Genomic DNA, 26,911 nt, shown 5'->3' on the forward strand with positions numbered 1-26,911 from the left:
GGAGTGGATAGCTAATTTGTTTGAATCTCTCTTTCGTACAGCGAAAAAAGAAAAGAGAAGGCTGGACAAAAACACGATTAGACCATCGCCCAAAGATATTTTAATGGCTTAGCCTGACGGCTATGGTCTGACACACCACCACGCTATAACCCGCCTGCATGGCGGCTTCTTCGATGCTGTTGAGAACCGATGAAAAAAAGTAATAACTCAACGTAGGCAAAATAACCCCGATGGTTCGGGTACGGCTTTTCACCAGATTCTTGGCCAGTTGATTGGGCTGGTAGTCCCATTCTTGCGCCAACTGCAAAACAGCCTGCCGCGTTTCGGGATGTATTTCGGGCATACCTCGCAAGGCACGCGAGACGGTAGAAGCCGATAAATTCAGGGCGTGTGCAATGTCTTTAATGGTGACAGGCGTATTTTTGGTCATCGTGTTTAGGAAATATCATTTTTACAATAAACGGTGTTAAAACATACAAGTCAGAGACCGAAGAAAATATGATTTTACGAACGTTTTACTGAACAAATATAATTTAATTTTTTAAAGACCTGAAATTCATTTTCATAAAAACCGCAAACGTTTGCGGTTACGTTTGCAAACAACCACAATAAATTTTTAGCCTTTTTTTTGCCTTTTTACTCGCTTAAATTGTAATTTTTCCTTAGTTTTAAAGCAGCAAGAAGTTTTTTTTGTATTAAACCACAAAAAAGCTCCTTTATAAGCTAAGCTATTTACGAATTCTTTTTTTGTACTTTTCTACTATTTTTAAACGATTTTATTTATCTAACTTTTAACCGTCTTTGTTGATGAAAAAAGTATTATCTCTTTGCCTTGTTCTAGTGGCCTTTGCGGCCCAGAGCCAATCAAAAATTGATGTAAAAAAGGAATTTGAATTTGCCGCCAAACAATACGAAGGAATGTTGGCCGCCCACCCCGACCTCACTAAATTCCCGCAGTCGACCAATGCCGACGGCACCCCACGCGACATGAAATCAGACTGGTGGTGCAGTGGATTTTTTGGAGGTTCGCTTTGGTATATTTATGAATACAACAAAGCTCCACAGTGGAAAGAAGCCGCCCACAAATGGACCATGGCCGTAGAAAAAGAGCAGTACAACACAGGCACACACGACCTAGGCTTTATGATTTATTGCCCCTTCGGAAACGGCTACCGCCTCACCAAAAACGAAGCGTATAAGCCCATCATGCTCACGGGGGCTAAGTCACTTTCGACACGTTTTGACCCCAAAAGAGGCGTGATTAAATCTTGGAACAGCTTCAAAGGCGGGTATGATTATCCCGTCATCATCGACAACATGATGAACCTAGAGTTTTTGTTTTGGGCCGCGCGCGAGTCGGGCAACAAGGAGTTTTATAACCTCAGCGTAATCCACGCCGACAATACCCTCAAAAATCACTACCGCCCCGACCACAGCGCCTATCACGTGTTGTGCTACGGTCCAAACGGCGAAGTATTGGCCAAGAAAAACCATCAAGGAGCCGCCGACGAATCAGCTTGGTCGCGCGGGCAAGCTTGGGGATTGTACGGCTACACGGTGATGTACCGCGAAACCAAAGACCAAAAATACCTTGACCACGCGCGCAACATCGCCGATTTTATCTTAAACAACCCCACCCTACCCGCCGATAAAATTCCGTACTGGGATTACAGCAAACCCGGCGAAGAGCGCGACGCTTCTGCAGGTGCTATTGCGGCTTCGGCCCTGTTGGAATTGAGTACGTATGGCGGCAAAAACGCCAAAAAATACTACAACGATGCCGTCATAATGCTCGAAAACCTGTCAAAAGCACCGTACAAAGCTGAGTTGGGCAAGAACAACCATTTTATTTTGCAACACAGCACTGGTCATAAGTTGGGAAAATCAGAGATTGATGTGCCGTTGGTGTACGCTGATTATTATTATCTGGAAGGATTGCTTCGTTATGATGCGTTGAACAAACGAAAAAAATAACCCATTCTTAAAAAAAACGGCCTTCCGGAGAGTATGATGCTCTCGGAAGGCTTCTTTTCAAAAAAAACGCATGGTGAAACTCCCCGACAACCAATCGACCTTTTCTGATCTTCAGCTTTGGATTCAGCTGAAGAACGGAAGTGAGTTGGCCTTGGGTAAACTCATCAAAAAATACTTCAATCCTTTACAAAACTACGGGTACAAGTTTGTCCGCGACGAAGATTTTGTGAAGGATTGTGTTCAGGAAGTTTTTATTGAGGTATGGCAGCGCCGCGACCGCCTCAGCACACCCGACAGTGTGCGGGCCTACCTGTTGAGTTCGGTTAGGAAGCGGGTGCTCCGCGAAGGGTTTCGTCAGCAGATTATCAAGGAAGACGAGCCCCTCGACCTCGAAAACAATTGGCATTTTGTTGAACTTCCGCACGAACGATTGATGATTGAAGCAGAGCACGAAGCCCAGCTCAAACACAAGATAGGCGCGCTGCTCAACCAACTCCCTAAACGCCAGCGAGAAGCCATTTATTTGCAGTTTTACCAGAATTTGGAGCGCGAAGAAATTGCCCAAATCATGGATATTCACCCGCAATCCGTCTCTAATTTATTGCAAACGGCGTTTAAGTTATTTCGCGAAAATTGGCAGGTAATCTATGCTTTGCTGGGGATGTTTGATTTGTTTATTTTTTAAAAATCCCGAAAAAACAAGTATTTCTCTTCTCCTATTGCCATCTATTAAAAATGCCCCTTGGCCTCTGCCAACTTTAACGAAACCGTTCCTCTATGAATACTTTGTATCGCAACTACCGATTCGAAGATTTTGCCCGCGATGAGCGCTTTCGTCGGTGGGTTCTTGACAACGAACCGGAAAGCACCCATTATTGGACTGAATGGATGAACCAAAATCCCGACTGTGCCGATACGATTAAGTTGGCTAAGGCCTTTTTGTTAACACTTGAAAATGACGAGATAATTTTCGATCAAGAGGAGTTGGAACAGATTACCCAACGCATAGTGGCTCTTCCCGAAAAACCCGTGGTCTCGTTCTGGAAAAACACCGCCTTTCGTTTGGCCGCTTCCATCCTTTTGGTGGTGGGGGTTGGATTTGGCTTGTACAAATATCTAAGCACGCCCTCACTTCCCCTCGCGGAGGTTGACGATTCATTTCTGCCACAACTTACCAACAACTACCTAGAAAGCACCAATCAAACCACTGTTCCGCAAAAAATCAGCCTCGAAGATGGCAGCACCGTTACGCTGTATCCTAAAAGCAGCCTGCGCTATCCCAACCCCTTCAACGCCTCCCGAAGAGAAGTATATTTGAACGGAAAAGCGTTTTTCGACATTGCCAAAAATCCTCAAAAACCATTCTGGGTCTACACGCACCATATTTCAACACAGGTTTTGGGAACGAGTTTCATGGTCAATTCTTTTGCGGATGCCCAAGAAGCAAAAGTGGAAGTAAAAACGGGTAAGGTATCGGTGTATACCCGCAAAGACCTCGAAAAAGCCAAAGAAACCCAACAAAACGTAATGGCTGGCGTAGTGCTGACGCCCAACCAACAGGCTGCATTCTCAAAAAATGAAGAGCGCCTCTTCAAATCCATCGTAGAGGCCCCCGAAGCAGTGGCTGAAGCCCCCAAACAGGAATTCATTTTTGAAGAAACTCCTGTAGCTCAGGTATTTAAATTTGTGGAAAAGATGTACGGGATTTCCGTCATTTATGACGCAAAGACCATGGAATCCTGCTATCTCACGGCCAATCTCTCCGACGAATCACTTTTTGACAAGCTTGATTTAATCTGTAAAATCACCCATTCTACCTACGAAATGGTTGATGGTCAAATCATTATCCATAGTCGAGGCTGTAAATAGAACTTTTTCAAAAAAAAACGTTAAAAAACAAGTATCTTAGCTTCCTATCCGCTATCCATGAGAAAACCACTATTTCATCATGGATAAATTCTACCAAACAACCAATCTTCTCCGAACACTCATGAGAATTTCCTTCACACAGATGATTATTGCCATTCTGTGCATGAGTGCCTCCTATGCGCACGACGCGGTGGGTCAGGAAATGCTTGATCAAAAAGTAACCCTTAAACTTTCCAATGAGGATTTGAAAAGCACCTTGGGTGCCCTTGAACGCACCACCAACGTGCGGTTTATCTACAACCCTAAGGAAATCAAGGCCAATCAAAAAATTAACATTAACGCCCAAAACGAAAAGCTGAAATCAGTACTTGAGCAAGTACTAACGCCGCTCAACATCAGTTTTGAGGCCAAAGGCAAACAAATCGCTCTTTTCAAAAAAGCGGTGGGGTTTATCGAAACACCCCTCCAAACTCCAAGTCTTCTGCAAAATCAGTCTATTGACCGGAATGTAACCGGTAAAGTGACCGACGAGAAAGGTGAGGCATTGGTCGGGGTAACGGTACAAGTGAGAGGAACCACCCGGGGAGCTACGTCAGACGCGCAGGGGACCTTCCGTATTTCGGTAGTGGATGATAAATCGGTGCTGGTATTTTCCTACATCGGCTACGCCAAACAAGAAATTACGGTAGGCAATCAGACCAATTTCAACATCAGTTTGGTGGTTGATGATAAAAGCCTCGAAGAGGTCGTGGTGGTAGGCTACGGAACCCAAAAGAAAGTAAATCTGACGGGGGCCGTGTCGACGGTAGATTCCAAAATGATTCAAAACCGCCCCAGTAGCAACTTAGCCAACGCCCTTCAAGGAACGACCCCCGGCTTAATTGTAACCCGCGTAACGGGGCAGCCCGGTAATGAAAGCCTCAACCTGCAAATCAGGGGCGCAACCACCGCCAACGGAGACGTGCCACCCCTCGTGATTTTGGACGGAGTAACAGTACCCAGCTCCACGCTCCTCAACATGAACCCCAACGACGTAGAAAGCATGAGTGTGCTAAAAGATGCCGCCGCCGCCGCTATTTATGGCGCACAGGCTGCGGGAGGGGTAATATTAGTAACCACCAAAAAAGGAAAAGCGGGCAAAGTCACTTTTGATTATTTGGGTCAATACGGTACCGAGTGGGCCATCAATGTGCCTGAACGATTGAGTTTATTGGACGAAGCCAATCTGGTAAATTTGGGCCAACTCAATGCAGGCGCAGGCCCCGAATACAATGCATTTGACTTGGAACAAATCCGTAACAACGTTCCGTATGTGGTCAACCCCGCCGATACCAACAACTATTTGTTTTATAATCAGGAGCCACTTACCGACCGACTTTTACGGAAATATACGTCCATGCGTACGCACAACATCACAGCGCGCGGCGGTACGGATAAGTTTAACTTCATGGTTTCGGGCGGTTATTACGAAAAACAAGGCGTTTTCAAAGTTGGCCCAGACAACAACAAACGCTATAACCTGCGCGTAAACTTAGGCACTCAGCTCACCAAACACCTTTCGTTGGACACCCGAATTGCCTATACCCTCGAAAAAACACGTCAGTCTTCTTCGGGAGCCGATGGCGGCGGACTTTTATACCAAGTGTATCGCCTACGTACCCGAACGCCTTTCTTCACGCCCGAGGGACGCTACAACGGCGCTGGTTCGGCCGCTTCGGCCTATGCTGAGTTGGAATCGGGAGGCTACAACAATCTCGACAAAAACTTCTTTGACGGAACTTTTACCCTCAAAGCCGCCGAAATCGTAAAAGGCCTGACCCTTCGGGCCGTGGCAGGAACGCAGTTTCGTCCCCAAAACCGCAACACCTTTTTCCGGACGGTTCCTTTGTGGGGCCGCAACAGCATCTCGCGCTACATAAATCAGGTAAACTCGTACCGCGTCACCCGCGATTTGACCAAAAACTTGAATTTACAGTTCTTGGCCGATTACAACTTCAAAATCGGCGACAAACACAGCTTCAGCGTATTGGGAGGCTATCAGTGGGAAGATTCCCGTTTTGAAAGTGTATTTACCCAAGCCAACAACCTTGTAAGCAACGACTTGCCTACGTTAAGCCTCGGCGACGACGCCACCAAAAGCAACAGCGAGACCATCCGGACCTACGCGTTTCAATCAATTTTTGGTCGTTTCAACTACAATTTCAGCGACAAATATTTATTTGAGGTGACCGTTCGTCAAGACGAAAGTTCTAAACTTGCACCTGGCTTGCGTACCCAAATTTTCCCTGCGGCATCGGTGGGTTGGAACGTTCACCGCGAAGCGTGGTTTGCCAACTCATTAGGCTTTATCTCTGAGCTTAAACTGCGTGGTTCATGGGGCCGTTTGGGCGGTGCGTTGGGCAGTACCCTTGGCTTTTACGATTACCTAAACCAATTGTCGAGAAGCTCAACCCTTGTATTGGGTGATGCCCGGGCTTCTTACATCGGTCAAACGTTTATTCCGTCGGCGGCGCTTTCTTGGGAAACCATCGAAACCACCAACGGAGGGGTTGACCTCGGATTTTTCCAAAATCGTTTGCAGGCCAACTTTGATTATTACGTCAAGTTCAACCGGAACATGCTCACCCCGCAGCAGCTTCCCGCCACCATCGGGATTGCCACTCCGCGCAAAAACAACGGAGAGTTAAAATCATGGGGCTGGGAACTTGACCTGCGCTACCGCGACCGTATCGGCAAAGATTTCAACTACAATGTTTCGTTTAATCTTTCCGACAACCAAAACAAACTTATCAATTTCTCGGGCCGCCGGGTTATCAATGCGGGCTTCAACAGCCTCATTGAGGGCTACCCCATCAATACCCTTTGGGGCTACCAAACCGCTGGGTATTTCACATCGGCAGATGAAGTCAAAGCCTCTCCATTCCAAGATAACCGTACAGGCCCGGGCGACGTAAAATACATCGACCGCAACGGTGACAACCGCCTCACGGTGGGCAAAGGAAACGTAGACGATTTTGGTGATTTAGTGTATTTGGGCACCGACCAACCTCGTTTGTTATTTGGCTCAACATTGGGATTCGATTGGAAAGGTTTTGACTTCATGGTGTTCTTCCAAGGTGTGGGCAAACGCCGCTTCCGTCCCAATACCGAGTCTATTGCTCCTCGTTTAGTGACTTGGAAACAGCCTTTGGCCATTCACGCCGACTACTGGACCCCCGAAAATCCTGACGCCCTTTATCCTCGCCCGTTTACGGGTGCTACGCACAACTATGTAGCCTCTGACAAATGGATTTTGGACGGTAAATATATGCGTCTTAAAAACTTCCAAGTGGGCTACACCCTGCCAAGTACGTTGACCAAGCGCGTTAAAATCGAGCGCGCCCGCTTCTTCTTCTCAGGACAGGATTTATTTACAATTTCGGGCTTGGGAGCATTCCAAGGCTATTATGACCCCGAAACCCGCAACGGCGTCGAAAACGATTATCCGTTTTTTGCTACGGCATCAGTGGGTTTGAACGTCTCTTTCTAAGCACCGAATTTTAAATTTTAGCACTTTCGAAAATGAAAAAAATACTTAATTATACCGCTTACTCTTTCGCATTGCTGCTGGGACTGTCGGCTTGCGAAGTGAACCGCTTGCCCGAAACCGCCATCAGCGACGACACCTTCTGGCGCTCAGAATCTGACCTTAAACAAGCCGCCAATTATCTGTACACTTGGATGCCCGGGTTTAATACCGACGACAACTGGTCGGACGACGCCATCGGCTTGTCGTCTAACGGCATCAGCGACGGCTCACGTTTGGCCCCATCAACCGACGGGTCGTACAACACTCCATACCAACTCATCAGAGCCGCCAACAACATCATTGAGAAAGCTCCACGCGCCACTTCGGCTCCTGTGGCGGTCATTGATCGGTACATTGCCGAGGCTCGTTTTTTCAGAGCCTTTGGGTATTTCTCTCTGGTTCAACGTTATGGGAGTGTGCCCTTGATTCTGAAAACACTCACCGATGACTCACCAGAATTGACCGCTGCTGCTGCTCCGCGTGAGCAAATTGTGGAGCAAATGTATCAGGACTTAGATTTCGCCGCTTCAAAATTACCGACGCCGACTCAGTTAGGAAATGCCGATTACGGTCGCATATCCAACACTGCCGCCTTGGCGTTCAAAGCCCGCGTAGCGTTGTTTGAAGGCACACGCGCCAAATTTCACAATTCGGGCGACCCTGTCAAGCACTTGACGGCCGCTGTCAACGCCGCCAAAGCAGTCATTGACAGCAAACAGCACGATTTGTTCGGCAATTATTTTAACCTGTTTCAATACGAAGGAGAAGGGCGTCAAAACCGCGAAAATATCATGGTGCGCCAGTATGGAGTTTCCATCACCGACCGGGTTTCAACCCACGCTTACTACCGGGGCTCCATGGAAAACGGTAATACCAATCCAACGAAAGCGCTTTCTGACTCATACGTGATGAGCGATGGGTTGCCCATCACAAAATCACCGCTGTACAAAACACCAACGGCCACCATCGAGATATTTGCCAACCGCGATGCCCGGATGATTGCCACTTTTATGAAACGTGGCGACGCTCAGATGACCACCAAACCCATCTTCGACGTAGCCAACCTTTCGTTCAATAAAACGGGTTACATGTTCCGCAAGTTTGCCAATGTTGACGACTGGAACACGCAAGCATCACGCATCGACCGCCCCGTTTTGCGCTACGCCGAGGTACTACTTACTTACGCGGAAGCCCGTTTTGAGTTGGACAATGCCATCAGCGACGCCGACCTTGACCTAACCCTCAACCGCCTTCGGGCCCGCGCTGGCGTGGCCAAATTGACCAATGCTTTTGTAACCACCAATGGCCTGACGATGCGCGAAGAAATCCGCCGCGAACGTCGCGTAGAATTGGCCCAAGAAGGATTCCGGTACTGGGATTTGATTCGTTGGAAAACTGCCGAAGTTGAGCTTCCGAAGCCCATTTTAGGCATTTATTTCTTTAAATCAGAGTTCCCGCCCGCGACCGTCAACCTGACACCCGATAACTTTATTTTGGTGCAGGCAGCCAATTTCCGCAAGTTTGACCCTGCCAAAGATTATTTGTGGCCATTGCCCATCAACGAAATATCGCTCAACCCATCGTTGAAGCAAAATCCCGGTTGGTAATCGTAGTGGTGTAGGATGCTTACATCCTACACCCTTCAAAAGCCGCTACTCAAGGATACCAAATCTGGGGTATTTTTATTCAACACAAACCTTTAGAGGCACATAAAACACCTACAAAACAACGGTGTGTTTTGTGTGCCTTACTTTTTTCGATAAAAACACTTTAGTAGTCAATAGTAAATGCGGGTCATATTTCTCTTGATGCAGTAGCAAAGAATTAACGTTTGTACCAACCACTCACAACCATCATGAAACCTGTCATTACTGCTTCTCGACTCCTTTCCTGCTCATTGGCCCTCCTGCTGGTGGGAATCATGTCGTTTATCCCGCCCAAAAAGAAAGACAAAGAAGATTGGATTTCTTTGTTTAACGGAAAAAATATCAAAAACTGGACGGTCAAAATTCACCACCACGAGGTCGGCGATAACTACGGGAACACGTTTCGGGTGGAAGATGGCATCATCAAAGTGCGCTACGACCAATATGATAAGTTCAACGAGCGCTACGGACATTTGTACTTCAACACGCCTTACTCCTACTATCACCTCAAAATGGAGTACCGATTTACGGGAATATGGCGCAAAGATGCTCCTAGTTACACCGAACTCAACAGCGGTGTGATGTTTCACTCCCAAGACCCGCACACCATGCCCAAAGAACAGGATTGGCCTATCTCGGTAGAAATGCAGTTTTTGGCAGGACTGGCCGACGGCAAGCCGCGCCCCACGGGCAATATGTGCTCACCGGGTACCGACGTGATTTTTGAAGGTAAAAAAGACCCACGTCACTGCATCAACTCAACCTCCAAGACCTACCCCAAAGAAGAATGGGTAACGGCAGAACTCATCGTGTTGGGCGACTCGCTCATTACGCACAAAATCAACGGCGAAGTCGTGCTGCAATATGCAAACCCGCAAATCGGCGGCGGAGTGGCTAATCGTTATGACCCCGCCATCAAACAAGACGGTAAAATGCTCAAAGAAGGATTTATTGCCCTGCAAAGCGAAGGGCAGGAAATTGATTTCAGAAACATTCAACTCCTGAATCTGGAAGGCTGCATGGACCCGAAATCCAAATCATACCGACCGTATTATGTCAAAGACAACCCTTCAAAATGCAGGTAAAAAACTAAAAACCGTTCTCTGTTGCCTGTATGCTGTGTTTTTTCTATGGGCAACAGAGTCCTGCAAACCAGCGGAAACCACCCCGCCCATGCCTGAATTTACGGGCATTTTAAAAACCATCAAGGCTGACCATCCACGCCTGATGCTTTCCAATGAGCGCATTGAAGCGCTGAAGGCATTACAAAAAACCGACCCTACGCTCGATAAATACATCAAAGCGGTGTTGGCAACGGCCAATGCCATGCTCACCAAAGCACCGCTGCAACGGGTGTTGGAAGGCCCCCGGCTACTGGGCGTAAGCCGCGAATTGCTCAACCGCGTCACACATCTGTCGCTAAGCTACCGCCTCACCAACGACAAAAAATACCTGACCACCGCCCTTACCAATCTGAAAGCCGTTTGCGCATTTTCTGACTGGAACCCCTCTCATTTTTTGGACGTCGCCGAAATGCTGCATGGCGTAGCGATTGGTTATGATTGGCTATATGCCGACCTAAGCCAAGCCGACCGAGATGTGCTTCGAGAAGGCATCAAAAAGCACGGATTGGCCGAATACCGCAAACGCTACGCCACCGAATGGTGGAGCAAAGCCGAAAACAACTGGAATCAAGTATGCAACGGCGGACTCATTGTAGGCGCATTGGCCGTAGCCGAAACCGACCCTACTTACGCGCAAGATTTTATTCCTATGGCCATACAAAATATGCCCATAGCCCTCAAAAATTACGCCCCCGACGGACTTTGGTACGAAGGCCCTGCCTACTGGAGCTATGCCACGGAGTATTTGGTGTACGGCATGGCAGCGTTGCAATCAGCCTTGGGCACGATGGGCGACTTGGACAAATTGGCGGGGTTAGATAAAACAGGCTTGGTTCCGATGATTTGTACTTCACCCAACTACGGTTTTTTAAACTTTGCCGATGCGGGCGAAAACAGCAAATCCGACGCTTCCAAAGCTTTCTTTTATTTGGCTAAAATCTACAACAACGCCAACATTTCAAACTACGCCCACGAAGTCATCAAAAACCGCAACTTATTGGCACAGCCGCACCATGTGCTGTGGTACCAAGCACCCACGACTAGCACTCCTGCTCGCGATTTGGACAGTTATTTTAAAGGAAAAGTAGAACTGGTTACGCTGCGGAGCGCTTGGAACGACCCCAATGCACTTTGGTTGGGCGTTAAAGGCGGGGTGAACAGCTCTGAACACTCGCACCTCGACTTGGGTAATTTTGAACTGGAAGCGGGTGGCGTGCGCTGGGCGCGGGATTTAGGCTCCGACGATTATAACCTGCCCGGCTACTGGACCATGGGCGTAGGCGGCCAACGATGGACGTACTATCGCCTCAATTCGTTCAGCCACAATGTGCCGCTGTTGGGTAATAAAAACCAATATGAACTGGCCAAAGCAACTTTTATCGAAACCAATCTAAACACCGCAACTCCGTCTGCTGTGCTTGATTTGACGGAAGCTTACCGCGATTTTTCTTCCAAAAGCACCCGAAAAATCAGCATGATTGAGACCCGCAAAGCGTTTTTAATCGAAGATACGCACAAGTTAACCAAAAACGCCGAAGTGGCTTGGGGCATGACAACTGCCAACCAAATTGAGCTTTTGAGGGGCGGGAAGGCCATTTTACGCAATTCTACCATCACCACCCGAACCCTAGAAGCTGAAATCATCGCTCCCGTAGGAGCAGAATTTACGGTAGAATCCGCGACGCAAAAAGCCCCCGAAAAATTAAACACGGGCAACAGCCGCCTGATGCTGCGCCTGCCAAATCAAACGGGAGAAATAAAAATTGTGGTTAAATTAACGCCGAAGATGTCTTAATACAGCATGAACCCTTCGGAAACCTTCAATACAACGTGGCGCAAAACCGCCTCCACGATTTATAAAAAACCCATTGATTCAAAGATTTTCGGCTCGGTCGAAATCGACATTACGGAGCTAGAACGCTACATTCAGACCCAACGTAAAGCCGGCGTCAAAGCCACACTGACCCATTTTTTTCTGTTGGCAACGGCCCGGGCCATCAAAGAAGAGGTGCCTGAATTCAATACCTACCTCAAACGCGGCAACATCTACACCCACCCTCACATCGACGCCACGGTGAGCGTACTGCGCCACGACGGCGAAATGGGTTCGGTCAAAATGAACAACATTGATACTTACACCTTGGCCGAATTGGTCGAATACCTCCGCAAAGAAATCCGAACCGCCCAAAAAGGAGACGATACCTCTAAGGCCATGAAAGATTCGTTGGCTCGCATTCCGTGGCCGTTGCGCGGCATGGTGTATCAGTTTATCAAATACATCACGGTGCATCTGGGGCTTTCGATTCCTTTCCTAAACCTGTCGGCCAATCACTTCGGGGCGTTTTTTCTGTCCAATATCGGCAGCCTCGGACTGGATATTGGCTATCCTGCGTTGTTTCCATCGGCCAATGTTTCTTTTGTGCTCATCATGGGTGGTATTTCCAAAAAGCCTTGGGTTGTCAACAACGAGATTGTTCCGCGCACCATTATGACCCTCGGTGCCGCCCTCGACCACCGCGTGGTTGATGCCTCTCACGGCGGGAAATTGTTTACCTATTTGAAAAAAGTCGTCGCAAAGCCCGAATTGCTGGAAAAAATATCCTCCCGTTAATTTAACCTCCCTGCCAAGTTACTACTCCTCTAAAAAGTAGATTATTTTTATATCCAACCCGCCAAAATGAATATACGTTGCCCGATGTAATTTTTGAACGATAAAGGTTAGTTTAATTTTTTCAAGTTGTTCAAAAGTAAAAAACCGTAACCACAAACGTAACCGCAAACGTTTGCGTAAAATCTGTCCACGCAAATTTGGGTCATCTATTGTCTTTTTTTATTTATTAATAGTAATTTACCCATATTTTTAAAGTAGAAAAGGGTCAAAACTTCTTTTAAAACAAAATCAAATTTACTTTCTTTCGTTTTTTTTTCACACACCACTATTGTACTTTTTTAACAATTACCCTTTAATAGTTAATATAAAATAAGTACTTTAACCATAAACATTTTACCCCAAACAGCAATCTCAGGCGTTCAGGTGTGACGCGGCCTGTTTCTCCAATACAAAGTTTGAATTCTATCAAAATCAACCCAACATCAAGGCAAATCAAAGCTGAGATGTTGCGGAGCATCTTAGCTTTGATTTGCCTTGAAAGATTCAGCCAGCCTACGCGTATTACATGAGTTTGACTACCACTTTTCTTATACTTACTATACGCTTACCTTTTCTTAATAATTTCACTTAAAACAACTTAACAAATGAAAAAACAATTACACGTATGTTGGCAAATCGCCCGAAATACGCTTTTTGGCAGTATTTTAGGGTTATTTTGCCTAGCGAGTGTAGCCCGAAGCCAAAGCATTTCGGGACAAATCACGGCGGCTGAAAACGGCGAAGGTCTGCCCGGCGTCAGCATCCTTGTAAAAGGAACCAACCAAGGAACTACCACCGACAATACGGGAAAATATACCCTCAAAGTGCCCAACAGCAATAATACAACGCTCGTCGTGAGTTTTATCGGCTACTTGAAGCAGGAAATAGCGGTAGCTGGCCGCTCGGTCGTCAACATTTCCCTTGAAATCGACACGAAAGCCCTCGAAGAGGTCGTGGTGGTCGGGTACGGGGTGCAGGAAAAAGTAAACCTCACGGGAGCCGTCGGAACCGCCGACAGCAAGCGCCTGATGAACCGCCCCATCGCCAATGCGGGTGAAGGTTTGCAAGGCGTGATTCCCAACCTAAACGTCAATGTTCGTAACGGTGACCCTGCCGCCGCCGTAACGTTCAACATCCGTGGTTATGAATCTATCAACGGTGGTTCACCACTTGTTTTGGTGGACAATGTACCGATGGATTTGAACCGAATCAATCCCAATGACATTGAAAGCATCAGTGTATTGAAAGATGCTTCTGCCGCCGCCGTTTACGGTGCACGGGCGGCTTTCGGGGTAGTTTTGGTGACCACAAAAAGTGGAAAAAGCGGCAAAGTAACCGTTAATTTTGGCACGCAGACGTCGTTGGCCAAGCCCATTTTTAATATGGATGTAGTAACCGATCCTTACGAATTTGTACAGGCCCGTAACGCCGCCAACATCCGTACCAGTGGTACTCCTTCTTACGACGCCGACATGGTGGCAGGGACAAAAGCTTATTCAGAAAATCCCGCCACGGCTCCCCAATGGAAAGTTGTCAACGGAGCGCTTCGTTACTACGGTTTCAATGACTATCAAAACCAAATCATGACCGACTATGCCCCGACCAATCAGTCGGATTTATCCGTTTCGGGTGGTTCTGACAAGTCGAAATTTTTTGTCTCATTAGGGTACTTCAGCAAGGATGGTTATCTGAAAGACAAAGCAAAAAATGAATCTTTCAAACGCTATAACATCTTATTAAAAGCCGATTTTAAAGTAAATGACTGGTTGAGTTTGGACGAAAAAGTAGTTTTTAACTCTGAAAACAGCAATAAACCCCACTTTTACAACTGGGATGTAAACATCAACTCGCTGGCGCGGGTACCGCCCATTATGCCAGTTCAATTCCCGGATTTACCATTTTATGTAACCCAAGGCGATAGAGAGAAATATGCACCTTACATTGGCAAATATTTCGGCGGCACCAATTTCTTCCCTTATTTGAAAGACGGTGGCCGTACTACCTACACCAACAACGACATTTGGCTCACCCAAGGCGTGACGCTTACCCCGCTGAAAGGCCTAAAAATCCGTTCAGATTTCTCGTACAACATTTTCAACCGCATGTACCAAGATGTACAAAGCAAAATTGAAATTGTAGACGCCAACCTGTTGGCTGCCAACTTAATAAGCAATGGTTTCAGCGGTGACGATTGGATTCGTAATGAAAATAATTACAATCAATACTACGTTTTCAATGCCTTTGCGGAGTATAAACTGCCACTGCCTGTGAACCACAACGTGACCGCGATGGTGGGCTTCAACCAAGAGCGCGGCCAAAACCGCTATTCGGGAGCACAGGCACGGGGGCTTATCACACCGTTGGTTACCGACTTAAATGCCACGACGGGCGTACAGCAAACCTTCGGCAGCAAGTCGCACGTGGCTTTGCGCGGGGCTTTTTACCGTTTGAACTACAACTTCAGAGAGCGGTATTTGATTGAATTTAACGGACGCTATGATGGCACCTCACGCTTTCCGCAAGCCAGCCGTTTTGGCTTTTTCCCTTCTTTCTCGGCGGGATGGCGTATCAGCAATGAAAACTTCATGGCAGGTACCAGTAAATGGTTGGACAATCTGAAAATTCGGGCTTCATACGGAACACTAGGCAATCAGTTGTTGGGCAACAATTTTTATCCCTACGTTTCTACCATGGGAACGGGCCAATCTCCCTACATCTTTGGTACGGGTACCATCCCTGTGGTAACGGCGGCGGGTTTGGTAAGCCCAAGTCTGACTTGGGAAACGGTAGTTTCCAAAAACATTGGTCTTGATTTTACCATGCTGAAAGGCCGTTTGGATGCTTCTTTTGACCTCTTCACGCGGGATACCAAAGATATGCTCATGAACGTGACCTATCCAGCTATCTTGGGAACCAACGCACCGCAGGAAAACGCGGCTGATTTGCGCACCAAGGGTTGGGAATTGGCAATGACATGGCGCGACCGTATCAAGAAAGACTGGAGTTATGACGTGACCTTAGCTCTTTCTGATTGGACAGCTGAAATTACTAAATTCAACAACCCCACGGGAGCCATCAACAACTACCGAGTAGGACAACAATTAGGCGAAATCTGGGGATTTGAAACCGTTGGTATTTTCCAAACCGCCGACGACGTAGCCAAAGCGCCCAAACAAACCAACATCGGTAACAACTGGAGAGCGGGCGATATTCAGTACGCTGATATCAACGGCGATGGCAACATCACCCTCGGTAACAACACCGTGGGCAATCCTGGCGACCGTAAAATCATCGGTAATTCTACACCTCGTTATAGCTTTGGTATCAACAGCGGTATTAGTTACAAAAACTTCCGATTGGGGCTGTTCTTTCAGGGAATCGGCAAAAAAGACCACTGGCCTACTTCCGACAACTGGACGTGGTTCTTCCCATTCAATGCAGGTCACGTAGAGCGTTATTACATTACCGACACCTGGCGTGAAGACAACCGCGACGCGTATTTCCCCGCCGCGCACATTTCAACCAACGACAAGAAAAACGTGCAGGTACAGTCGCGTTATCTGCAAAGTGCCGCCTATATCCGTTTGAAAAACATCACGTTTAGCTACGACTTGCCTCAAGACTTAATCAAGAAAATCGGCATGGGTAGGGCGCAAGTGTTTGCTACGGGCATGAACCTCTGGGAGTATACCAAAATGCGTAAGCCTTTAGACCCTGAAAGCATTCAATCGGCGGCGATTGAGTACCCTATGCAGCGAATCATGACGTTGGGACTCAATGTGTCATTCTAATTTCAATCACTTAAAAAGCGAGTTCAAATGAAAAATAATATAATCAAATCGTGCTTAATCGCTTTCACTGTTTTGGTGGTAAGTGGTTGTAATGACGAATTTTTGGAACGATATCCGTTGGATAGAATCACGAACGATACTTTTTGGAATACCGAAAACGACTTGCGGGTGTACAACAATAGCATCTACGATCTGGCCCGCAACGACGACAACGTGCCCATCCTGATGGCGCACCACAACGGGTTTGACAGCCACTGGGCAAGCGTATGGTTTCAAGATGAGTTTGCCGACAACATGGCCCCGCGCCACGCGCGCCACACGGTGTTTCAGCAAGTACGCGCCGGCAAGCACACCATTCCCGCCGCTCCACAGCAGTTTGGCTACAAAGGTTGGAACTTTGTAAGAGCCTGTAATGTAGGTTTGGCCAACTACGGTAAAGCCAACATTGCCCAGAACATCAAAGACCGTTACATTGCCGAAGCACGTTTGTTCAGAGGCTGGTTTTATGCCGAGAAAGTATCCAAATTCGGCGATGTGCCATGGGTAGAAAAAGAACTCAACACTGAGTCAGAAGAACTGTTTGCCGCCCGTATGCCACGCGAGCAAGCCATGGAAAAAGTGTTAGAAGATCTGAATTTTGCTGCCACCAAACTCCCCGACAACTGGGGCGACGGCGGTGCGCCGGGCCGCCTCAATCGTTGGGCTGCGCTGTTGGTTAAATCACGCGTTTGTTTGTTTGAAGGCACTTGGCGCAAGTACCACGGCGGCACCGACCCCAACAAGTGGCTACAAGCCGCCGCCGATGCCGCCAAAGAATTGATGGACAAAGGCCCGTACAGACTTTATAGTACAGGAGACCCTCAAAACGACTATAACGCCTACCACCGGGTCTTGAATCTTGCTGGCAATCCTGAAGTATTGTACTGGCGCAAGTATCAACTGGGCGTATTTACCAACCACGTACAATCTTATTTTGAATACGCTGGCGGCGCTACCAAAAGTTTGGTAGAAGATTATTTATGTACTGATGGTTTGCCGATTTCATTGTCACCACTTTACAAAGGCGACGGCAAAATCGAAGATGTATTTGAAAACCGCGACCCACGTTTACGCCAAACCGTGCTTCACCCTGCCGATGCCGCTAAGTACAAATATCACTTGGGCGATGGCCGCACCTACCCACGCATCTTGGGTATGGCAGGTGGCTACATCTCCGAAACCGGCTATCACATCATCAAGCATTACAACGCCGACGATATGATTGGCAAAGCTTTTGACACGGCCGAAGCCCCGGGTATCATCCTGCGTTTTGGCGAAGCTTTGCTGAACTATGCTGAAGCACAGGCTGAGCTGGGCAAAATCACTCAAGGAGACCTTGATGCTAGCATCAACAAACTCCGCGACCGCGTCAAAATGCCGCACCTCATGTTGGACAAAGTCCCCGTTGACCCACGTTACACCAGCGACGGCGTAGCGCCAATCATCGTCGAAATCCGTCGTGAGCGCCGCATTGAATTGTTTATGGAAGGCTTCCGGTATGGCGACCTCAGACGTTGGAAACAGGGCAAAAAACTTACCATTCCTACGATGGGAATGCAGTGGGACGATGCCGCCAAAGCTCGCTACCCGGGCGTAGTGGCCAAAACCTCCGTTGACCCCGTTTCAAAGAAAACCTACATCGACGTCTATCAGGGAACTGATTTTGCAGTTCCTGTTTTCGACGAAAGTAAGCACTACCTGTGGCCAATTCCGCTAAACTCACTGGCCGAAAACCCAGCCATTAAGCAGAATCCGGGCTGGCAGTAAGTCATTTATAAATAATTTTCAAACGCTGCCAAGGCTTGTTACTCGCAATTTCAAGCTTTGGCAGTTTGTTTTGTAAAAGTCAAAACTATCCGTAATAACTTCCCAGTTAGGCTAGCCAACCATTTACAGAAAAGGTAAATCTCATGCTCAATCGCCGAAATTTCCTCAAAACGGGCTTATTGGCTGCGGCTTTTCCAGTCTGCCCAGCAGTCGCTGATACCGACGAACTTCCTCATTGGCCCCAACCCAACTTGAAAGCCGTCTTTCCCGACATCATCAAAATTGATTCGGTCGAACTCCTTCAAACGCAGGGAGAACTGATGCTCGTTGTTAGGGCCAATGGCCAAATGGGGGTTACGCAGTGCAACGACCGTATGCAACATCTTGTGTCGCTACTCAAAGGCTTGGTGTTGCCGCATTTTGTGGGAAAAGATGCCCGTAATTTACCCCAATTGGTGGACAATGCCTATCGTCTTAACAGTAATTACAAATACGCGGGAATGCCGCTCTGGAACTGCATCGGTAGCGTCGAAATAGCCGTTTGGGATTTGTTGGGAAGAACTGCCCAAAAGCCTGTTTATGAATTTCTTGGCAAACCAATTCGTACCGACTACCCCGTTTATATTTCTGATTTTAACCGTGAAGGTGACCCCGAAAAAATCGCCAATCAACTCCTTGAAAAATTACAAGCGACAGGAGCCAAAGGCGTCAAGATAAAAGTGGGCGGACGCATGGTCAATACGCCCGAAAACGCCGCCCAAACCCGAAAATATATTCCTCTATTGCGCAAAATTTTGGGCAATGACGCCACGATTTATGCCGATGCCAACGGCTCTTATACCCCCCGCGAAGGCATTGAAGCAGGCATAATGCTGGAAAACAATGGTGTAGCTATCTTTGAAGAACCCTGCAATTTTGAAGACGAAGAAGGCATGAAGAAGGTAACCAAAGCCCTGGCTAAAATTGTGCTCGCTGGCGGAGAGCAAGACAGTAGCTTGTTTCGCTTTCGGCGCTTGGCACAGGACAAAGTATATGACCTTCTCCAACCCGACATGTACTATAACGGCGGTATATTACGGGCTTTGCAAGTAGCCGAAATTGCCAAAAAATACGGTGCAGTGGGGATTGCACCACATACCCCCAAAGCCGACCCACTCATTGCCCCCTTTTGGCAGGTGGCGGCACTTATTCCAAATCTCTATGGGTTGCAGGAGTTTGTCTATAATCCTAATGAAAAAAAGCCCGCTTGGCATACTGAAATCAAAGTCACGGATGGTAAAGTACAAATTCCGAAACGTATGGGTCTGGGTGTGGAATATGATGAAAGTGTGTGGAAGACAGCAGAAAAAATATTATAGAACGTATATAATCGTAAATGGCTTTTGAGTATGACTCAAGTTAATAAATTACTACAAATTACTCTTTGGCTTTTGTGGGCAGTGGCAGCAGTAGGCCAACCACAAAAACCCAACAATTTGAGGTCGGTCATCACCGAAACCCTCCAAAAAAGCACCCTCAAGCAGGCCGACTGGGCCATGTCCCAAAGCCCTGTTACGATTACGGCCGAGCAATGCGAACGTTCGGCGGGTGGGCTGCATGATTTCTATTCGGAAGGGGATTATTGGTGGAAAAATCCCGACGACCCCAACGGGCCTTACATTCAGCGAGATGGACAATCGAACCCCGACAATTTTACGGCCCACCGCAAAGCCATGGTGCGTTTCAGCCAAATTATCGGCTCTTTGGCCTCCGCGTATTTGATGACTCACAATGAAATGTACGTCAAGCAGGCTTTTGTGCACCTCAAGGCGTGGTTTGTAGACGAAAAAACATACATGAACCCTTCCCTCCTGTATGCTCAAGCCATCAAAGGCCGAGCTACGGGGCGCGGTATCGGCATCATTGACATGATTCAAATGATGGAGGTAGCGCAAGGGATTAGGGTCATGGAAAACGCAAAATCGGTAAACAGCACTGATTTACAGCGCATTAAAAACTGGTTTTCGAACTATTTAAGCTGGATAACCACGCACCAATACGGCATCGACGAGCGCGAAGCCAAAAACAACCACGGAACCTGTTGGGTGATGCAAGTGGCGGTTTTTGCCAAATTGGTGGAAAATCAAGCATTGATTGATTTTTGCAAAACCCGATTTAAGACGATTTTACTTCCCAGTCAATTAGAAAAGGGCGGTAGTTTTCCTTTAGAACTCAAACGCACCAAGCCTTACGGCTATTCACTTTTTAATTTGGATGCCATGACCACCGTTTGCCATGTGCTTTCTGACGACAAAGAAGACCTTTGGGATTACACCCTTACCGATGGTCGCACGCTCAGAAAAGCCATTGAATTTATGTACCCTTTTGTAGAAAATAAATCAACATGGACATATCCAAAAGACGTAATGTATTGGGATGAATGGCCCGTGGCACAGCCTTTTTTGTTGTTTGGTTACCAAAAATACCGAACGGAACCTTGGCTCAAAACATGGACAAAACTCGAACATTTTCCCACCACCGAAGAAGTCATCAGGAACTTGCCCGTAAGAAATCCTCTGATTTGGGTGCAATAACTCAAACCCCGCGTCCACCATTTGTCTATCATTAAATCAGACTTTAAAATGAAAAAAGCACCATTTTTTTTGTACTTCATAGGAGTCATTTTCTTCCTTAACGGTGTCGCTTTTGCGCAACTCAAACACTTTAACCATGTCAGCAAACTCCCTGACCACCCGCGAATTATGTTGTTGAAAGGAGAAGAAAAAGGGATTCTGAACAACATCAACTCCGATAAAAATTGGGCCACCATTCACCAAACAATTTTGGTCGAAAGTGATAAAATCATCGACCTGCCGCCGTTGGAACGCATCCAAATCGGGCGGCGTTTGCTTGATAAATCGCGCGAGGCGTTGCGTCGAATTTTCATGCTTTCGTACGCGTATCGCATTACCCGCGACCAAAAATACCTCAACCGCGCCGAAACTGAATTATTGAAAGTTTCATCGTTTTCGGACTGGAATCCGTCTCACTTCCTCGACGTAGGCGAAATGACCATGGCTGTGGCCATCGGGTACGATTGGCTATACAACGATTTGCAAAAATCTTCTTTGCCCATCCTCAAAGAAGCCATTCTTAAAAAAGGCATTGAACCCTCGCTTGATTCAAAATACAACAGCTGGCTGACCGCCTCCCACAACTGGAATCAGGTCTGCAACGCGGGCATGACCTACGGTGCATTGGCCATTTATGAGGACAACCCAACGCTAGCCAAGCAAATCATTGACCGCGCCATTGAGTCCATCAAACTGCCCATGGAAGACTATAACCCCGACGGCGCATATCCCGAAGGTTACGGCTACTGGGGCTACGGAACAAGCTTCAACGTATTGTTTCTGAGTGCCGTACAAAAAGCACTCGGCAGCGATTTTGGCTTATCAAACGGCCGTGGATTCCTAAATACGGCCGCTTATTACCAGCACATGGTAGGTACGTCGGGCAAAACCTTTAACTATTCCGACGCAGGCAGCGGCTCGGGCGGCGTCAGTCCAGCGGTATTCTGGTTTGCCAACCGCACCCATTCTCCTTCGTTGTTATTCGGGCCCAAAAATATCCTTGAAAAAGGAGCGCCCAATATGGGACGTGACCGGATTTTGCCCGCCGCCATGATTTGGGGCAACGGCATTAAATTTGAAAAAGTAACTGCCCCCAAAGCCCTCCTCTGGGCAGGTAAAGGCAAAAACCCCGTAGCCATGATGCGCTCGTCTTGGACCGACCCCTCTGCTATATACGTTGGATTAAAAGCGGGCTCGCCTTCTGTCAACCACGCCCACATGGACATCGGCTCATTTGTGATGGACGCCCTCGGGGAGCGTTGGTCGATGGACTTAGGAATGCAAGAGTATGAATCATTGGAATCAAAAGGTGTAAAGCTGTGGGATAAAGGGCAAAACGCCCAACGTTGGGAAGTGTACCGGTACAACAACATGGCCCACAGCACCCTGACATTCAACAATGAACTACAACGCGTGGAAGGCTACGCTCCGCTTTCGGGAACGGTCAATAAGCAGGCCTTTACAGGAGCCATTACCGACATGAGCGCGGTGTACAAAAACGCCGTCGCCGCCGCCAATCGCGGCATTGCGATTGTGGATGGCCAATACGTGGTAGTGAAAGATGAAATTTTAACCAACGACAAACCCGCCACCGTCAAATGGGTTATGCTTACCCCCGCCGAGGTGCGCATCGACGAAAACGGAATGGCCGAATTGAGTCAAAACGGCAAAAAACTTCAACTAAAAGTAGCCGAACCCGCCAATATTTCCATCAAAACCCGACTGGCTCAGCCTACACACGATTACGATGCGCCGAATCCTGGGGCAACACTTGTCGAGTTTGAAATCAATCTGCCTGCCAATACAAAAAACACCATCAATGTATTACTGATTCCAGAGAGTGTTTCGGTCAATAAAGAGACGAAAATTCCGTCATTGAGCGATTGGAAGAAGTGATTTATCAGAAAATTCAGCAATCATACCAACCCACCTAACGAGTACTTTCTCAATCCTAATTAATTCATGAAAAAATGGCTTTTATTGCTAACGTCGGCAGGGTTCCAAACCCTGCCGACGTTCTTGCCAACCTCAGTTTTACAGGCGCAAACCCTCAACCAGACCGATGATGGATTTCGCGGCATTTGGTACCACATCGGTAAACTCGATAACGAATACGTCCACAAATACAGCGGCGGACTCGGCACCTACCCCGCCAACCACAGTCCATTTTCAGTCTATAGTCCCGAAGTCAAAAAGACGTTTTTTTGCTTCGGAGGTGCATCAAAAGATTCCAAACCCAGTCTTTTACACGAAATTTCTTACTTCGACCATACCACGGGCCAAGTAGCCCGCCCGACCGTTGTACTCAATAAAGCCACCGACGACGCCCACGACAACCCCGTACTCAACATCGACGCCCAAGGGTACCTTTGGTTGTTTTCGACCTCCCACGGCGTCGAACGTCCATCGTATACCCACCGCAGTCGGAAGCCGTACGACATCAGCACCTTTGACAAAATCGAAGCAACGTACTTCAAAAATGGTAAACAATTGCCTTTTGATAACTTTTCGTACCTGCAAAGTTTCTACCAAAAAGGCAAAGGTTTTTTTCATTTGATGACGCACTATGAGCGAGGAATTTTGAAATATGGAGCTAAAAAACCGCGTCGCACCATTGGCTACATCACGAGCAAAGACGGCATTCAATGGTCTGATATTAAAGACATTGGCACCATTGAAGAGGGACATTATCAAACGGGCGGACAGTGGAACAACAAAATTGGTACGTCGTTCAATATGCACCCCGACACCGAAAAAGGTGCGGGCTTGGACTACCGCACCAATTTGTATTACGTAGAAACCAATGATTTTGGACAAAGTTGGCAAAACGCCCAAGGCGAAAAATTGACCTTGCCTCTATCCACTCCCCAAAACGGTGGGCTGGTCAAAGAATACCGCTCTGCGGGCTTAAATGTCTACATCAACGACCTCACCTACGACGCCAAAGGGCGGCCGATTATTTTGTTTGTCACCAGCAAAGGCCCAGACCCTGGGCCAAGTCAAGGGCCGCACACGTGGCAAGTGGCTTTTTTCAACGGCAAAACGTGGGAAATCAACCCCGTGACGACCGCCGACCACAACTACGACATGGGTTCTCTATACGTCGAAAACTCAACCACTTGGAAAATCATCGGCCCCACCGAAGCAGGCCCACAGCCCTACGGGACGGGCGGCGAAGTAGCGGTTTGGCTCAGCAAAAACCAAGGCAAAACGTGGAAAAAACAGATTAATCTGACCCCAAACAGCGCCTTCAATCATTCCTACGTGCGACGGCCGCAGAATGTACATCCCGATTTTTACGCTTTTTGGGCCGATGGTCACGCACGGCAGCCTTCGGAGTCGTCGCTGTATTTTTCCACAAAAAAGGGCGAAGTGTTTCGTCTGCCGCGTCAAATGAAAAATGAACTTGAAAAGCCAATTCGGGTGAAGCCATAAACATAAACCATTCCTCACTCATTCCTGAAGTTTGACGGTTGGCCAGTTTTTATTGGCTTTGTCAATAAAGTTAGCTTGGTCTTTACGCCAATTCTCCATCACTTTTTTGTTGTAGTTTAGGTATAATTTTCCGTCACTGACTGTCCACGCATCCGGGTCAGTGGGCGCTTTGTGACCATCAGCAGTGCCATAAGCGCAGTAACCGCCGTATTGTGGAGCGTACTTTTCAGGGGAAGCTTTGAAGGCTTCTTGATTTTCGCGATTGGCAAAATACCATTTACCACCTTTCCAAACGTAAACAAACTCTGAATCGCCTTTCACAGGGGCCGATTGGGTGAAATACGCCACTACATCATAGCCTCTGACCGCAACACTGTCTTTGACGAAAATTTCTGATTTTTGCGCTTGCAAATGAATTGATACTACCAACAAAACAATAATACTTCCTGCTAACTTTTTCATGTGTTTTTGCTTTTAGTTTTAAACAACATCCCAAAGTTTGCAGGAATAAAAAAGGTGAATTGTCGGCTATGCGACACTAATTCACATTTTGGTTGCAAATAGAGGTTTTCACAAGTAAACCACGAGAGGCAAGCCATAAACATTCAGCTGAAGGCTGGGATTGAACTAGAGAGAGCATTGTGAAGTATTTAGACTAAGATAGGCAGCCCTTAGATTACAACATTAAATTGCGCCCCTTTTTGCTTTTATAAATATGTCTAAATCCTTCTCCATGAAGACCTTCCCCTTTTTTCTGCTTTTCATCCTTGCCGCAGTTGTGGGTTTTGCTCAAGCACCATTTACATCGCAAGAAAAAGTAAATTTTGAGCAAGCCCTCACCAACGGCCAAGCCGCCAATGAAGCCTTTCGTCGGAGTCACCGTTTTTTGTTGGGCTGGCTTAGCAAAGCCGACCCCACTACCGGCCTCATTCCACGTAATCTCAAAGAAAGTACCTGCATTTGGAACGCATACGATGCCGCCGCCGACAATTATCCGTTTATGGTCATGACCGCCGCGATGCTCGACAAACCGCTTTTTGAGGGAAAAATGCGCGAAATGCTCGCCACCGAAACCCGCCTAACATCGCGCGTGGGCCGCCTGCCCGATACCTATTCTTTTTGCAAAAAAGGGTTTCAGAATGACCACATCGATACCAGTCAGGTGGTGTTTGGCAGTGCCGAATACATGAAAGACGGGCTTGTGCCACTCACCGAATGGCTCGGCCCTAGTCCGTGGTCGGAGCGGATGCTGGGTATTTTAGAAGACCTTGACAAAATCGTGGATGTTCCGACTCAAATCAAAGGAAATTTCTTCGGCAACAGCGCCGTCGTGGAAGTAGGCGGGGATTTATTGCAAGTGTTGGCGCGGATGTATTGGCTCACCAAAAACCCAAAATGGCTGGCGTGGGGCATTCAAATCGGCGATTATTATTTGAGCGATGCCCATTTACCCACGCGGACCCTCTCCCGCTTGCGTTTGCGCGACCACGGTTGCGAAATCGTGGCTGGATTGGCCGAGATGTATGCTGTGGTCGCTACGGAGAATCTCGCCAAAAAGCAGCAATGGCAACCTTATTTGCACGAAATGCTTATTACCATTTTGGCCACTGGTCGCAATGAACACGGACTTTTTTACGATGAGGTCAATCCGCTGACGGGTGAGGTAGTACAAAAACGAATCGCCGACAATTTTGGCTATACACTCAACGCCTTTTATACGGTCTACATGATTGATGGGGTAGCCGCTTACCGGGAAGCAACGCTGAAAGCACTCGGCTCGCTTTCAGCAAATTACCGTAACCATGATTGGGAAAACGGCAGTGCCGACGGCTACGCCGACGCCATTGAAGGAGCCTTAAATTTATACCTGAGAGAGCCGATTCCGAGCGTCAAAGACTGGCTCGAAAGCGAGATAAAAGTGCTTTGGAATTTCCAAAAACCCGATGGAATTATTGAAGGCTGGCACGGCGACGGAAATTTTGCGCGGACCTCGCTGATGTATGCACTCTGGAAAACCGCAGGAGTTCATATTTCTGACTGGAACCCTGAGGTGATTTACGGTGCTGTAAACAACAAAAACAATATTTACATCACGCTGACTTCGCCCACGGCTTGGAAAGGGAAGCTCATCTTCGGAGCCAATTGGCACGCAGACCACCTCCACATGCCCACTGATTACCCTCGCATCAATCAGTTTCAGGAATGGTTTTCGATTGAGGCAACCAAAAACTATCGACTGACCATTGGCAATAAAACACAGACTATAAAAGGCTCAACGCTGATTGCAGGTTTTCCCATTTCTCTCAAACCCAACGAAACGATTCACTTGCGCTGCGCTCGCTGAGCAACTCTCCTGTTGTGGGTTTTGAGAAACCCACAACACCAGCTACACCCAGCAACTCTCACGGCGGGTTTTGAGAAACCGCCTCCACACCC

Annotated in this window: 16 protein-coding genes and 1 pseudogene; 15 read left to right on the plus strand and 2 right to left on the minus strand. The window is 47.6% G+C overall.

Annotated features, from left to right (window positions below):
• Positions 1 to 124: 124 nt before the first annotated feature.
• Positions 125 to 430, minus strand: a pseudogene (locus DVG78_RS25975) (LacI family DNA-binding transcriptional regulator); the annotation flags it as partial.
• 377 nt (positions 431 to 807) lie between these two features.
• Between DVG78_RS25975 and DVG78_RS25980 the strand changes: the two are divergent.
• From DVG78_RS25980 to DVG78_RS26045, 14 genes are all read left to right on the plus strand, one after another.
• Positions 808 to 1,974: a glycoside hydrolase family 88 protein gene (locus tag DVG78_RS25980; RefSeq protein WP_114463919.1), complete on the plus strand. Its 1,167-nt coding sequence runs from the start codon at positions 808 to 810 to the stop codon at positions 1,972 to 1,974.
• Between the two features lie 70 nt (positions 1,975 to 2,044).
• The gene (locus DVG78_RS25985) at positions 2,045 to 2,659 is read left to right on the plus strand and encodes an RNA polymerase sigma factor (RefSeq protein WP_114463920.1); all 615 of its coding nucleotides are present in this window, start codon (positions 2,045 to 2,047) and stop codon (positions 2,657 to 2,659) included.
• 92 nt (positions 2,660 to 2,751) lie between these two features.
• Positions 2,752 to 3,843, plus strand: coding sequence for a FecR family protein (locus DVG78_RS25990; RefSeq protein ID WP_114463921.1), 1,092 nt, complete (start codon positions 2,752 to 2,754; stop codon positions 3,841 to 3,843).
• 79 nt (positions 3,844 to 3,922) lie between these two features.
• Positions 3,923 to 7,372 carry a TonB-dependent receptor gene (locus DVG78_RS25995; RefSeq protein WP_229598324.1) on the plus strand — a complete coding sequence of 1,150 codons (3,450 nt, stop codon included), beginning with the start codon at positions 3,923 to 3,925 and terminating at the stop codon, positions 7,370 to 7,372.
• Positions 7,373 to 7,404: 32 nt separating this feature from the next.
• Positions 7,405 to 9,018 carry a RagB/SusD family nutrient uptake outer membrane protein gene (locus tag DVG78_RS26000; RefSeq protein WP_114463923.1) on the plus strand — a complete coding sequence of 538 codons (1,614 nt, stop codon included), beginning with the start codon at positions 7,405 to 7,407 and terminating at the stop codon, positions 9,016 to 9,018.
• Positions 9,019 to 9,266: 248 nt separating this feature from the next.
• Positions 9,267 to 10,142: a 3-keto-disaccharide hydrolase gene (locus DVG78_RS26005; RefSeq protein WP_114463924.1), complete on the plus strand. Its 876-nt coding sequence runs from the start codon at positions 9,267 to 9,269 to the stop codon at positions 10,140 to 10,142.
• Positions 10,111 to 11,976, plus strand: coding sequence for a DUF4962 domain-containing protein (locus tag DVG78_RS26010; RefSeq protein WP_114463925.1), 1,866 nt, complete (start codon positions 10,111 to 10,113; stop codon positions 11,974 to 11,976). The genes DVG78_RS26005 and DVG78_RS26010 overlap by 32 nt, the downstream gene beginning before the upstream one ends.
• 6 nt (positions 11,977 to 11,982) lie before the next feature.
• Positions 11,983 to 12,792, plus strand: coding sequence for a 2-oxo acid dehydrogenase subunit E2 (locus DVG78_RS26015; protein ID WP_114463926.1), 810 nt, complete (start codon positions 11,983 to 11,985; stop codon positions 12,790 to 12,792).
• Between the two features lie 644 nt (positions 12,793 to 13,436).
• Positions 13,437 to 16,622, plus strand: coding sequence for a SusC/RagA family TonB-linked outer membrane protein (locus tag DVG78_RS26020; RefSeq protein WP_114463927.1), 3,186 nt, complete (start codon positions 13,437 to 13,439; stop codon positions 16,620 to 16,622).
• Positions 16,623 to 16,649: 27 nt separating this feature from the next.
• On the plus strand, positions 16,650 to 18,428 hold the full coding sequence (locus DVG78_RS26025) for a RagB/SusD family nutrient uptake outer membrane protein (protein ID WP_114463928.1): 1,779 nt from the start codon (positions 16,650 to 16,652) through the stop codon (positions 18,426 to 18,428).
• 143 nt (positions 18,429 to 18,571) lie between these two features.
• Entirely contained in the window at positions 18,572 to 19,786 is a 1,215-nt protein-coding gene (locus DVG78_RS26030) for a mandelate racemase/muconate lactonizing enzyme family protein (RefSeq protein WP_114463929.1), read from the plus strand.
• Positions 19,787 to 19,816: 30 nt separating this feature from the next.
• On the plus strand, positions 19,817 to 21,001 hold the full coding sequence (locus tag DVG78_RS26035) for an alginate lyase family protein (protein ID WP_114463930.1): 1,185 nt from the start codon (positions 19,817 to 19,819) through the stop codon (positions 20,999 to 21,001).
• Between the two features lie 48 nt (positions 21,002 to 21,049).
• A complete protein-coding gene (locus tag DVG78_RS26040; RefSeq protein WP_114463931.1) occupies positions 21,050 to 22,936 on the plus strand; it encodes a heparinase II/III domain-containing protein in 1,887 nt (628 codons plus the stop codon).
• A gap of 66 nt (positions 22,937 to 23,002) precedes the next feature.
• On the plus strand, positions 23,003 to 24,475 hold the full coding sequence (locus DVG78_RS26045) for a BNR-4 repeat-containing protein (RefSeq protein WP_114463932.1): 1,473 nt from the start codon (positions 23,003 to 23,005) through the stop codon (positions 24,473 to 24,475).
• An 18-nt stretch (positions 24,476 to 24,493) separates the two neighbouring features.
• Here DVG78_RS26045 and DVG78_RS26050 read toward each other — a convergent pair whose 3' ends face one another.
• Positions 24,494 to 24,937, minus strand: coding sequence for a YHS domain-containing (seleno)protein (locus tag DVG78_RS26050; RefSeq protein WP_114463933.1), 444 nt, complete (start codon positions 24,935 to 24,937; stop codon positions 24,494 to 24,496).
• Positions 24,938 to 25,208: 271 nt separating this feature from the next.
• On the opposite strand from DVG78_RS26050, the gene DVG78_RS26055 reads away from it, so the two are divergent.
• Positions 25,209 to 26,819, plus strand: coding sequence for a hypothetical protein (locus DVG78_RS26055; protein WP_229598325.1), 1,611 nt, complete (start codon positions 25,209 to 25,211; stop codon positions 26,817 to 26,819).
• The last annotated feature ends 92 nt before the right edge of the window (positions 26,820 to 26,911 follow it).

The sequence above is a fragment of the Runella aurantiaca genome, from assembly GCF_003339505.1.
GTDB lineage: Bacteria > Bacteroidota > Bacteroidia > Cytophagales > Spirosomataceae > Runella > Runella aurantiaca.